The sequence below is a fragment of the Nonomuraea sp. NPDC001684 genome (assembly GCF_053596515.1).
Window position 1 is genome coordinate 1 of the sequence record NZ_JBSFGJ010000290.1, and the last position, 12,007, is coordinate 12,007.

The 12,007-nt window shown below is 73.9% G+C and carries 9 protein-coding genes; 8 read left to right on the top strand and 1 reads right to left on the bottom strand.

All coding sequences use genetic code 11. The features are described 5' to 3' along the window. The 7 genes from ACWCSD_RS35700 to ACWCSD_RS35730 all read left to right on the top strand — a co-directional run. On the top strand, positions 1–1,252 hold a 1,252-nt coding region (locus tag ACWCSD_RS35700), incomplete at its 5' end, for a hypothetical protein (protein ID WP_449921575.1). Between the two features lie 66 nt (positions 1,253–1,318). Then, a complete protein-coding gene (locus ACWCSD_RS35705; protein WP_397162608.1) occupies positions 1,319–1,456 on the top strand; it encodes a hypothetical protein in 138 nt (45 codons plus the stop codon). Positions 1,457–1,688: 232 nt separating this feature from the next. Next, positions 1,689–4,448: a class IV lanthionine synthetase LanL gene (gene lanL, locus ACWCSD_RS35710; protein ID WP_449921579.1), complete on the top strand. Its 2,760-nt coding sequence runs from the start codon at positions 1,689–1,691 to the stop codon at positions 4,446–4,448. Beyond that, entirely contained in the window at positions 4,445–6,226 is a 1,782-nt protein-coding gene (locus ACWCSD_RS35715; RefSeq protein WP_449921582.1) for an alpha/beta hydrolase family protein, read from the top strand. The genes lanL and ACWCSD_RS35715 overlap by 4 nt, the downstream gene beginning before the upstream one ends. An 84-nt stretch (positions 6,227–6,310) precedes the next feature. After that, the gene (locus ACWCSD_RS35720) at positions 6,311–6,481 is read left to right on the top strand and encodes a hypothetical protein (RefSeq protein WP_449921585.1); all 171 of its coding nucleotides are present in this window, start codon (positions 6,311–6,313) and stop codon (positions 6,479–6,481) included. A gap of 169 nt (positions 6,482–6,650) precedes the next feature. After that, a complete protein-coding gene (locus ACWCSD_RS35725; protein WP_397162605.1) occupies positions 6,651–8,486 on the top strand; it encodes an ABC transporter ATP-binding protein in 1,836 nt (611 codons plus the stop codon). Beyond that, the gene (locus tag ACWCSD_RS35730) at positions 8,468–10,261 is read left to right on the top strand and encodes an ATP-binding cassette domain-containing protein (protein ID WP_397162604.1); all 1,794 of its coding nucleotides are present in this window, start codon (positions 8,468–8,470) and stop codon (positions 10,259–10,261) included. Before ACWCSD_RS35725 ends, ACWCSD_RS35730 begins: the two co-directional genes overlap by 19 nt. Here ACWCSD_RS35730 and ACWCSD_RS35735 read toward each other — a convergent pair. Next, complete coding sequence (locus ACWCSD_RS35735; protein ID WP_449921589.1) at positions 10,176–10,937, bottom strand: hypothetical protein; 762 nt, start codon at positions 10,935–10,937, stop codon at positions 10,176–10,178. The genes ACWCSD_RS35730 and ACWCSD_RS35735 overlap by 86 nt on opposite strands. Positions 10,938–11,215: 278 nt before the next feature. On the opposite strand from ACWCSD_RS35735, the gene ACWCSD_RS35740 reads away from it, so the two are divergent. Next, on the top strand, positions 11,216–12,007 hold a 792-nt coding region (locus tag ACWCSD_RS35740; RefSeq protein WP_449921591.1), incomplete at its 3' end, for a polyprenyl synthetase family protein.

Sequence of the window (12,007 nt, forward strand, 5' to 3'; positions counted from 1 at the left end):
CGGCCAGGGCGCGAGCGACAACAACGGCCTCTGGACGGGCATGTACGGCGCGGCCGAGGCGTTCAGGTACGCCGCCACCAAGGACGGCACGGCCAAGGCCAACGCGCGCAAGGCGTTCGAGGCGCTGAAGTTCCTCGGCGACGTCACCCAGGCGGGCACCAACCCGGCGCCCAAGGGCTTCATCGCCCGCACGATCCTGGAGACCACCGCCACCGACCCCAACATCAAGGACAACGAGCAGCACGACCGCGACAAGCAGAAGGGCGACGCGTACTGGAAGATCCTGGTCCCGCGCTGGCCCAGGAGCGCCGACGGCAAGTGGTTCTGGAAGACCGACGCCAGCTCCGACGAGCTGGTCGGCCACTACTTCCTCTACGCGCTCTACCACGACCTGGTCGCGACCGGCGCGGAGAAGGACGAGGTGGCGGGTGTGATCACCAGGCTCACCGACCACCTGATCGACCACGACTTCTCGCTGGTCGACCATGACGGCAAGCCCACCCGCTGGGGCTTCTTCAACCCGAAGGAGCTCAACGGCAACCCGTGGCGGAGGGAGGAACGCGGCCTCAACAGCCAGACGATCATCACTTTCCTCACCATCGCCGAGCATGTCGCGAAAAATCCAGAAAAGTACGCGCAGGCCAAGGCCAAGCTCATCGACGAGCACGGCTACGACCTGAACACCCAGCAGCCCAAGGTCACCCCGGGCGTCGGCGGCGGCAACCAGTCCGACGACGAGATGGCGTTCATGAACTACTACCACCTGCTCCGCTACGAACAGGACGCCGACCTGAAGGCCACCTGGGCCCGCTCCCTCTACGACTACTGGCAGCAGGAGCAGTACGAGCTCAACCCGTTCTTCAACTTCATCGCCGGCGTCACGCTGAAGGACCAGGTCTGGACCGACGCCTACGGCCCCTTCCCGCTGGAGATGACCGGGCCCTGGCTGGAGCAGTCGATCGACACGCTGAAGCGCTTCCCGATCAACATGATCGACTGGAAGCAGAGCAACAGCCAGCGCCTCGACATCGTCAACCTCGGCCGGCACATCCGGCCCGACGCCGACCCGAAGAAGCTCGGCATGCTCCGCAGCGGCACCGTGCTCCCGATCGACGAGCGGGTGATCAGCCACTGGAACCACGACCCGTACAAGCTGGACCAGGGCGGCGACGGCCACGGCGAGAACGACGGCACCTCGTACCTGCTGCCGTACTGGATGGGCCGGTACCACGGGTTCATCGCCGAGAAGTGAGCCGTCCGCGAGTTCTCACCCCCGGCCACATGTGAGCCACAAGGCCGGTGCTGAACAGTCGTCCGCATGGAACTCGACATCTTCGCATTGGACATGCTTCCCGCCCACGAGGAGGCCCAGCTCTCCGGTTGCATGATGAGCTGCGGATTCACCGGCTGCGGAAGGACCGTGGTGGAGGGGCTGGTGATGTTCGACGTGTACTGACGGCAGCGGCGCCGGAGGAGGCGCCTTCGTACGACGGTGACGGTTCGCCGTCCCCGTCCTGGCAGAACCTTGGAATCACTTGTGGCGACCGGCCGCTCCGGGCGATCCCGGCGGTCCGGTACGCCGGGCTCGGCCACAAGCCGGCCACAACTCCTCGCCGTACCTTCGTCCCCGTTCCGCGCGACGCCGCGCGGAACGGGAACGGCACAGACGCGAGGACGGAAGTGAGCCCATGGACAACGGTGAGCGCCCCGAGGGGGATCGTCTCCTGCTCCAGGACGTCGCCAGGGCGGCACTGGCGCGGGCGACCGGGCAGCAGCCGACCGGGCAGGCGGCGATCGCCGGCTGGGAGATCCACCCCGGCACCCCGTGGACCTACGTGACCCCGGTGGACTCCGTCCAGCGGGCGCAGGGCTGGAAGCTGCACGTGTCGGCCACCCCGCTGTCGGCGCCCCTGGTGCTGACCCGGGTCGTCGAGGTGCTGGGCCGCCACCGGTGCGCGTTCAAGTTCGCCTCCGGCCTTCAGGAGGTGGCCGCACTCCTGTCCCGGGAGACGCCGCGCGGCTCGGTCGGCAAGTTCGTCACCGTGTACCCGCCGGACGACCGCACCGCCGTGCTGATCGCCGAGGAGCTGCACGCGGCCACCTACGCCCTGAGCGGGCCGCCGATCCTGTCCGATCGCGCCTACCGGCCGGGCAGTCTCGTGCACTACCGCTACGGGGTGTTCGCCGCCCCGAGCGAACTCGGTCACGACGGCGCCTACGTCTCCCGGCTGACCGCGCCCGACGGCACCAAGGAGATCGACCGGCGCGAGGCGTGGTACTCCCCGCCGGCATGGGCGGCGTGCCCGTTCGAGCCGGAACAGCCGGTGCAGGGTTCCGCCCGCCCGGAGCAGGTGCTGCTCGCCGGCCGGTTCGTGGTGCGCAAGGCGATCCGGCACAGCGCCAAGGGCGGCGTGTTCCTGGCCGAGGACCGGCACGAGGGGGGCGAGGTGGTCATCAAGCAGGCCCGCCCCCACCTCGGCGCGTCGATCGACGGGCGCGACATGCGTGACCTGCTCCGTCACGAGGCGCACATGCTCGACCTGTTCGGCCCGCCGGGCGTCACGGCGCGCAAGGTGGCGCTCTTCGAGCAGGACGGCAACCTGTTCCTGGCCCAGGAACTCCTGCCCGGCGCCACGCTGGGCAGCTGGACCGGCGAGCACCGCCGCGCCGGCTCGGACGCGGCGTGGCAGGAGATCGTCCTGCGCCTGTCCAGGAGTCTGGTGGCCCTGGTCTCCACCGTGCACGACCAGGGGTACGTGCTGCGCGATCTGACGCCGAACAACGTCATGATCACTCCGGAGCGGGAATGCCGGCTGATCGACCTGGAACTGGCCGCCGTGCCCGGCACGGTCGTCCAGCGGAGCCACACGCCGGGCTACGCGGCTCCCGAGCAGCGCGCCGCCGCCGTGCACGCGCCCGCGCCCGGCCCCGCCGCCGACCTGTACGCGCTGGGCGCGACGCTGTACCACCTGTGCACCGCGTCCACGCCGATGCTGCTGGACGACGACCCCCTCGGCGGGCGGTCACGCGACGCGCGGCTGGCCACGCTGGTGGGCGTCGCCACCGCCGGTGATCCCGTGGCGACCGCGATGGCGCCCCTGCTGCTCGGCCTGATGGCGGAGGACCCGGAGGAGCGGTGGGACCTGCGCCGGGCGGAGGAGTTCCTGGGTGAGCTGTCCGGACGCGACGTGCCGTCCGTGGCGGCCGACGTCCGCCGCCTGGACGGGGCCGGGCAGGATCGCCTCCTCCACGACGGCATCGCCCACCTCCGGCGCGCGATGTCACTGGAGGCGCTCGCCGCCCCCGGTCCCGCGGGCGCCCTGTGGCCTGCCTCCGGGTTCGGGGCGACGGCCGATCCGTGTGCCGTCCAGTACGGCTCGGCGGGGGTGCTGCACCTGCTGGCGTCCGTCCTCGCGGGTGACCGGGCGCTCACCCCGCAGGCGCGCGACGATGCCGGCACGGTCCTGCGGGAGGCCGCGGCCTGGACGATCCGCCGTCTGGAGGGGGAGCACCGGCCGTCCCCCGGTCTGTACTTCGGCCGGGCCGGCATCGCCTGGGGCCTGTTCGAGGCGGGACGCCGGCTCGGCGACGAGGCCGTCCGCGCCGCGGGCGTCGAGATGGCGCTCACCCTGCCGGTGACCTGGCCGAACCCGGACGTGTGCCACGGCCTGGCCGGCACGGGGCTGGCCCTGCTGCACTTCCGGCGGGAGACGGGTGACGCCCGCTTCGGCGACCGCGCCGGTGAGTGCGCCGACGCCCTGATCAAGGCGGCCCGGCACGCCGACGGTGCGGTGTTGTGGCCCGTCCCTGCCGACTTCGACTCCACGCTGGCCGGCCTCGTGCACTACGGCTTCGCCCACGGGGTCGCGGGGATCGCGACGTTCCTGCTGGCCGCCGGCACCGCGCTGGACCGCACGGACTGCCTGGAGACCGCCGTGGCGGCAGGGGAGACGCTGCTGGCCGCGGCGGAAGATCGCGACGGCACGACCTGGTGGCCGGACTCTCCCGGCGGCGGCGGCCGGATCCCTCACTGGTGCAGCGGATCGTCGGGGATCGGGACGTTCCTCGTCCGCCTGCACGCGGCCACCGGCGACCCGCGCTTCCGGCAGGCCGCCGAGGGCGCCGCCGCCACCGTGTACGCCCGCCGCCTGGCCTCGGGCACCTCGGCCTGCCACGGCCTGGCCGGTGACGGGCACTTCCTGCTCGACCTGGCCGCCTTCCTGGACGAGCCCCGCTACCGGGCGCAGGCCGAGGAGCTGGCCGCGGTCCTGTGGAGCCGCGCCGTCGTGCGCGGCGGGTCGCTGGTCACGCCGGACGAGGGAGGGACGGCGACGGGCGTCGGCTGGAACACCGGGCTGGCGGGCGTCCTGAGCTTCCTGGACAGGCTCCGGCACGGCGGGCCCCGCCCCTGGACGGCGGACGACGACTCCGGCTGGCTCGCCCGATGAGCGGCCACGTCACCACAGCGGAGAAGGGCCACCTGCCCGACGTCACCCGCATCAACTTCCGGTTCTCCGGGAACGGCCGGTACGTCGCCTGCCTCGCCCGGCGCGGCCGCGGCCACCTCGTCCCCGAGGTGTGGGACGTCGCCGGCGCACGCCCGCGGACCCTCCCCACCCGCGCCGGCGAGACCTCGGCGAGCGTGCCGACGCCCACGGACGGCGGCGACGTGCTGCTGTGCCGCGCCGGGGCGGACGGGCACCGCCTGACGCTGGTCACCGCGCCGTCGCACGACGACGCGCACGCCGAGGAACACGAGCTGGCGGTCTTCCGCGGCGGCGTGGTCAGGGTCGTGGCGGGCGCGACCCCGGGGATCGCCGCCCTGGCGCTGGCCACCGGCGCCGACGGTCGCACCTCGGTGTGGCGCCTGTCCGGCCGGGCGGAACGGCCGGAGCGCATCGCCACGGCGCCGTACCCGGTCAGGGGCGGGATCTGGCTCGACGCGGCCGGCCACCGGCTCGCCCTGACCAGGGCCGGGACCGAGCCGGCCACCGTGGTCCTGGACACCTCGAACGGCGTCCTCACCCCGCTGGCCGGGCCGGCGGGCGACGAGTACGTCCTGCTGGCGGCCCCCGGCGCGGGCGTGCTGCTGACGGCCGTGCGCCGCGAGGGCACCTACCGCCTGGGCGTCCGCCACCGCGACGACGACGGGCCCACCCGCCACCCCGAGCGGCTGAACGCCTTCGACGGCGAGGTGACGCCGCTGGCGCTGAACCCCTCGGGACGGCGGCTGGCCCTCGCGGTGAACCGCCGCACCCGCTCCCACCTCGTCCTGCACGACCTGATCGAGGACACCGGCGCCGAGGCCGGCCTGCCCGCCGGGGTGATCCATCCGGCCGCCCGCTGGAACACCGGTGGCCTGCACCTGGTCCACAGCGCGCCCGGCCGCCCCGCCGGCCTGGTCGGCATCGCCGGCTGCTCCGTGTCGCGGCCGCCGGCCGCGGACGGCGAGACGTCCCCGGCCCGGGTGCTGTCCTATCCGGGGGCGGCGGGGCCGATCGAGGCGATCGTGTACGGCGATCCCGCGGCCGGCCGCCGGGTGGTGGTCGCGCTGCACGGCGGCCCCGAGGCCGCCTGGCGGTTCGCCCACGAACCGCTCTTCCAGCGCCTGTCCAGGGCGGGCGTCGCCGTCGTCGCGCCCAACCAGCGCGGCAGCACCGGCTACGGAGCCGCCCACCGTGACGCCATCCGCGACGCCTGGGGCGGCCCGGACCTCGCCGACGTCCTCGCCCTGGGCCACGCGCTGGCCGCCGCCCGCGGCCCCGGCGAACCCCGGCCGATGTTGTACGGAGCCAGCTACGGCGCCTACCTCGCGCTGCTGGCCTCCGCCGCCCAGCCGGACCTGTGGTCCCGCGCCGCGGTCGTCGCGCCCTTCCTGTCCGGACGGGAGCTGTACGAGGACGGCCCGCCCCCGGTCCGCGCCCTGCTGGACCGGCTCGGCGGACGCACCGACCTCGACGACGACCTCGGACCCCGCGACCTGCTGCGCCTCGCGGACCGCATGCGGCTGCCGCTGCTCATCGTGCACGGCGACGACGACCCGATCATCCCCGTCGAGCACTCCCGCCGTCTGTACGCGCGTCTGCGCGCGGCCCAGTGGCCCGAGGGCGCCGCACCGACCTATCTGGAGGTCCCCGGCGGGGGCCACGACCTGCAGCACGACGTCCGCGACACAACGGTCCCGGACCGCGTCGTCGACTTCCTCCGCGCCGGACCAGGCGCTTAGTCCACAAGCCCGGCCGGTGCGGACGACGTCCGCGACCGGTCGTGAAAAAGGGGCGCCGCACGAGGCGGCGGCCCACTCACCACCTTGAAGAAGGGAATTGCCATGGAGCTGAACGTCTCCGCCCTGGACATGCTGCCGACCGCCGACGAGGCCGGCCTCATGTACTGCGACATGACCTGCTTTGACGTGAGCGTCAACTGCGGTGGGTCCAGCATCAACACCCAGACCGTCACCACCACCGGCGGCTGGTACTGAGCCGTCCGGACGCCCACGGCGTTCCGGGTGATGACCGGATGGACAGCTGAATGAGGTGAGGCCCGGGGCGCCTGTCCCGGGCCTCACCGCACATCGGCGGCCTCCCAGGTGAGCGCTGAGGGCCGCGAACGAACCGACCACGACACGAAAGACGTCCGAGAAGGAGACGATGTCGGATCAGGTACCGGGCGTGCCGCAGCATCAGGCGACGTACAGGCACGCCGACCGGCTTCTGAGGTCCACGGCGCGCGGGGCGTGGGGGCCGCTGGCGGTGACGGCGTCGGCCGCCCTCGTGTGCTCGGCCACCGCGCTGGCCACGCCCGCCGTGCTCGCCGCCGCCGTGGACGGTGTTCTCGCCGGTGAGGGCGGCCGGGCCGCCTGGCTGACGGCGTTCGTCCTGGCGGCCACGGTGTGCGCCGATCTCGTGGTGGCGCTGGCGGGGGCGGCCTGCGCCGCGTCCGCCACGTCAGCCCTGCGCGTGCGGCTCGTCGCCCACGTCCTGACGCTCGGAGTCGCGGGGACCCGGGCCCATCCCGTCGGCGAACTGGCCAACCGCCTGGTGAACAACACCGCCACCGTGGCCTCCGTCCCGCTGACGCTGCTGTCCATGGCGACGGGGGTGCTCACCTCGGCCGGCGGGATCGTCGCGCTGCTGGTGACCGACTGGCGGACGGGCGCCGCCTTCGTGGCCGCCGTGCCGGTCGCGGCGATCATCATGCGACTGTTCGTGGCCCGCGTCTCCGGGCTGCACGGCCGCTACCAGGAGGCTCAGGGCCGGCTCGCCGCGCGGCTCACCGACGCGCTGGCCGGCATCCGTACGATCCGGGCGTCGGGGACCGCCGACCGCGAGATCACCCGGGTGCTCGCGCCGATGGCGGACCTGTCGGAGGCCGGGCACGGGCTGTGGCGGGCCCAGGCGCGCAGCGTGTTGCAGCTCACACTGCTGCTGCCGCTGGTGGAGGTGCTGGTCCTGGCGGTGGCCGGGCTGGGTCTCCTGGACGGCCGGCTGGAGCCGGGACAGCTGCTGTCCGTGGCCGGTTACACCGCACTCGGCCTGGGACTCCTCGGCCAGGTCGACGGGCTGATGGGGCTGGCCAACGCCCGGTCCGCGGCGCGGCGGGTGGCGGAGGTGCTGGCGTTGTCGTCCCCGGCCCCCGGAACCCGTCCGTTGCCCGCCGGTCCCGGGGCGGTGTCGTTCCGCGGCGTCACCGTCACCCGCGCGGACGCCGTCCTCCTCGACGGCGTCGACCTGGAGATCCCCGCCGGAGCGCTGACCGCCGTCGTCGGGCGGTCCGGGGCCGGCAAGACCACGCTGGCGCTGCTGGCCGGGCGGCTGATGGACCCCGACCGGGGAACGGTGCTGCTCGACGGGCACGACCTCGCCGCCGTCCACGCGGACGCGTTGCGGGAGGCGGTCGCCTACGCCTTCGAGCGTCCCGTGCTCCTCGGCGGCGACCTCGCCTCCGCGATCGGCTACGGCGTCCCGGGGATCGACCGGGAGGCCGTCCGGCGGGCCGCGCGGGCCGCGCACATCGACGACGTCGTCCTCCGCCTCCCGGACGGCTACCGGACGCCCGCCGACGCCGCGCCGCTGTCCGGCGGCGAGCTCCAACGCCTGGGCCTGGCACGCGCACTCGTACGGCGCCCCCGCCTGACCATCCTGGACGACGCCACCTCCAGTCTCGACACCGTGACCGAGGCGCAGGTGACCCGCACGCTGGTGACGGGCATGCACGGGTCCACCCGGCTCGTCGTCGCCCATCGCGCCACCACCGCGGGCCGGGCTGACCGGGTCGTCTGGCTCGACGGCGGCCGGATCCGCGCCCAGGGCACCCACCAGACCCTCTGGCACGACCCCGCCTACCGCGCCCTCTTCGCATCGGACACCGAACCATCGGACACCGAACCATCGGACACCCCATCGGACCGCACCGAACCAGCCGGCGCCCGGGCGATCAGCGGTGGGGCGGCCGGGAAGGAGAACCAGTGGCAGGCCCGTCCTTGACCCGCCCCCCGCAGGCGGGCCCCCGCCGGCCCGCCCCGGCGCAGGACGCGTCCACCACGAGCGGACGCGAACTCCTGCTCACCCTGCTGCGCCGCCGCAGGCGGCCGCTCGCCATGGCGATGGCCTGGGCCCTGGTCGAAGCCGGCCCGGCCTGGCTGTCCGGGCTGCTCATCGCCCTCGCCATCGACCAGGGCTTCCTGATCGGCGACCCGGCCAGGGGCCTGACCTGGCTCGCCCTTCTCGGCATCGCCATGCTGGGCAGGGCCGTGGCCACCCGGCTGATGTTCCCGCACCTGGCCGCCGTCGTGGAGCCGCTGCGCGACGACCTCGTGCGCGCCGTGGTCACCGCCGCCGTCACCCGCGCCGCCCGTACGGCCGAACGCCCCGACCCGGCCGCCGCCACCCGGCTCACCGAGCAGGTGGACATGCTGCGGAACCTGGTGTCCGCGCTGCTGCGCAGCAGCCGCTCGCTGGGCATCGCCCTGGTCGCCGCGCTGGGCGGGCTGCTGGCGCTCTCGCCGCTGGTCGCGGCCATCGCCGCCGGGCCCGTGCTCGTGGCGCTGGCCGTGTTCGCGAGGCTGCTCCGGGTGCTCATGGCCCGCCAGCGCGAGCTGATCCTCGCCGACGAGGCGCTCACCGCCCAGGCCACCCCGATCCTCACCGGCCTGCGCGACGTCGCCGCCTGCGGGGCCGGGAGCCAGGCGTACGCGACCTTGGAACCGGCGGTCACCGCCCAGGCGACGGCCACCAGGGCGCTCGCGCGGGCGGTGTTCGGCCGGCGTCTCGTCGTCGCCGTCGGCGCGCACCTCCCGCTGCTCGGCCTGCTGGCCGTCGCCCGGCCGCTGATCCAGGACGGCCGGCTCAGCGCCGGGGAGGTCGTCGGAGCCGTCACCTACCTGGCCACCGGGCTGGATCCCGCCCTGCGCGCGCTGGTCAGCACGGTGGGGGGCTGGGGCGTGGCGCTCGCCGTCGCGGCACGCCGGATCGCCGAGACCATCGACGTCCCGGCCGTCCCGGTCCCGCCCGGCGGGCATCTCTCCCCGAGCGGTCACGAGTTACGGGCGGAGCGGCTGAGCTTCGCCTACGCGCCGCAGGCGACCCCCGTCGTACGCGACCTCGACCTTACGATCCGTGAAGGCGAGCACCTGACCGTCGTGGGCCCCAGCGGCATCGGCAAGTCCACGCTGTCCATGCTGCTCACCGGGCTCCGGCAGCCCACCGGAGGCGGGATCCGGCTCGGCGGCGTGCCTCTGCCGTCGATCGCCGAGCACGAGGCGCGGGCCATGACGGCGCTCGTGCCGCAGGAGGCGTACGTGTTCGCCGGGACGGTCCGGGAGAACCTCGCCTACCTCTGCCGCACCCGTGCCGAGGACGAGAGCCTGCGCGAGGCGGCCGACCAGGTGGGGGCCGGGCCGCTCGTCGAACGCCTCGGCGGCCTGGACGCCGTGATCGACGAGCCGTCCACGCTGTCGGCCGGTGAGCGGCAGCTAGTCGCCCTGGCCCGGACGTACGCCTCCCCGGCCCGCCTGGTCGTCCTCGACGAGGCGACGTGCCACCTGGACCCGGCCGCCGAGGCGAGGGCCGAGCTGGCGTTCGCCGCCAGGCCCGGCACCCTCGTCGTGATCGCGCATCGGATCAGCTCCGCGCGAAGGGCGCGGCGGATCGTGCTGATGGACGGCACCGCCGTGCTCACCGGCTCCCACGAGGAGCTGATGACCCGGTCGCCCCTGTACGCCGAGATGGTCGGCCTGTGGCAGCGACCGGGTACCGCGTGAGCAGCCACGGGTAGACCAGGGTCACCACGGCCACGGTCGCGCCGGTGACGTAGTGGACGGGGGTTCTGAAGGCGTCCGACAGCTGGGGCAGGAACAGCAGGAAGTAGCCGTTCAGCAGCACCAGGCCGCTCGCGAGCAGGAGCGACTGCCCCTCGCGGCCGCCGCGCCTGAGCAGCAGCGGGATGTACCAGGCGACGGCGACCACGATCGTGGTGGAGAAGGTCACCAGGAACAGCGGGTCGCCGAGGTTGCTGTAGAGGAACCAGAACAGGACGACGACCGCCGCCTGCACGGCCACGTAGCCCGCGACGTACTGCCGTGGGCTGAGACCCGGCGACAGCTCGCGACGCCCGAACCTGATCGTCTGGTAGTGGACGACGCACTCCAGCACGGCGAACACCAGCAGAGCGCCCCAGAACAGCTTGAACAGCCAATGGTCGATCTCGGAGAACCAGTGCGCGAAGAGCCCGACGAACACCACGTCGTGGGCGAAGAAGTACATGTTGGCGAACACCGGGATCGCGTACGTGCGCTGCCTGAACCCCAGCCGGATGCCTTCGAGGTACATGATGTACGCGCCGGTGTTGGCGACCGCCCCCGCGAGGAGCACCGGCACGGGATGCGCGTCGATGGAGCGCAGGACGTCCTGGACGTCGTAGAGGTCCATGCCGGTCACACCCCTGACCTGCGCAGGCCGGCCCGGCGGCCGGGCGGGACCCGTTCGGGGGAGGTTCTCATGGCTTCGTCTCCTCGGGTGGGGTTCATGGAGCGAGCAGGGGCTCGCCGCCCGGCCAGGCTCCCCGGCGTCCCTGCGGCCCGGTTGTGAACACCTGCGGATGACCAGTGGCCTCCCGCGCCCGGGGGATCGGTGAGCGGCGCGTCCCCGCCAGCCGATCTCAAGGAGCGCGGATGAGGCTTGGCCGCGTCCCGGCGGGCCCCCTTGAGGAGACCGAGATGTCGCCTGAGTTTGGAAAGACACTGTCGTCGGAACGACCGGACGGCCGCGCGCCGATCCCCCCGCGAAGGCACGACGCCGCGCCCGGCCCGGCCTTCAGCCTGACGTCGCCCGGCCTGACCCTGGCCCGCGACGTCGAGGAGCTGGTGCGGCCGGCCCTGCGCCAGGCGGTCGAAACCCTGCCCGACCCCGTACGGCAGGTGGCGGAGTACCACTTCGGCTGGTCGCGGGGCTCCGCCGCCGCGGGCGGCAAGTCGCTGCGGCCGTCGCTCGCGCTGGCCGGAGCCCGTGCGGCGGGCGGCGACGCGCGGCAGGCGGTCGCCGGCGCGGTGGCGGTGGAGCTGGTGCACAACTTCTCGCTGCTGCACGACGACGTGATCGACGACGATCGCACGCGCCGGCACCGTCCGGCGGCGTGGGTGCGCTTCGGCGTGGGCCGGGCCGTGCTGGCCGGAGACGCGCTGTGGGCGCTGGCGCTCGAAGTGCTGGCCGAGACCGGCGAGCCGGCCGCGATCGAGGTGATGATCCGCACGCTGGCCGACCTGATGCGCGGCCAGAGCCAGGACGTGGCCTTCGAGAGCCGCGACTCGATCACCGTCGAGGAGTACCGGGCGATGGCCGAGGGCAAGACCGGGGCGCTGCTGGGGGCGGCCTGTGCCGTCGGAGCCCTGCTCGGCGGCGCGTCCGCACGCCAGGCGGAGGAGCTGGATCGGTTCGGCCGCCATCTGGGCGTCGCCTTCCAATGCGCCGACGACCTGCTCGGGATCTGGGGCAGGGCCGACCGCACCGGG

Bases quoted from the DNA above. Each gene is read 5' to 3' on its own strand.
- lanL (WP_449921579.1), top strand. From the start codon at position 1,689: ATGGACAACGGTGAGCGCCCCGAGGGGGATCGTCTCCTGCTCCAGGAC.
- ACWCSD_RS35715 (WP_449921582.1), top strand. From the start codon at position 4,445: ATGAGCGGCCACGTCACCACAGCGGAGAAGGGCCACCTGCCCGACGTC.
- ACWCSD_RS35705 (WP_397162608.1), top strand. From the start codon at position 1,319: ATGGAACTCGACATCTTCGCATTGGACATGCTTCCCGCCCACGAGGAG.
- ACWCSD_RS35725 (WP_397162605.1), top strand. From the start codon at position 6,651: ATGTCGGATCAGGTACCGGGCGTGCCGCAGCATCAGGCGACGTACAGG.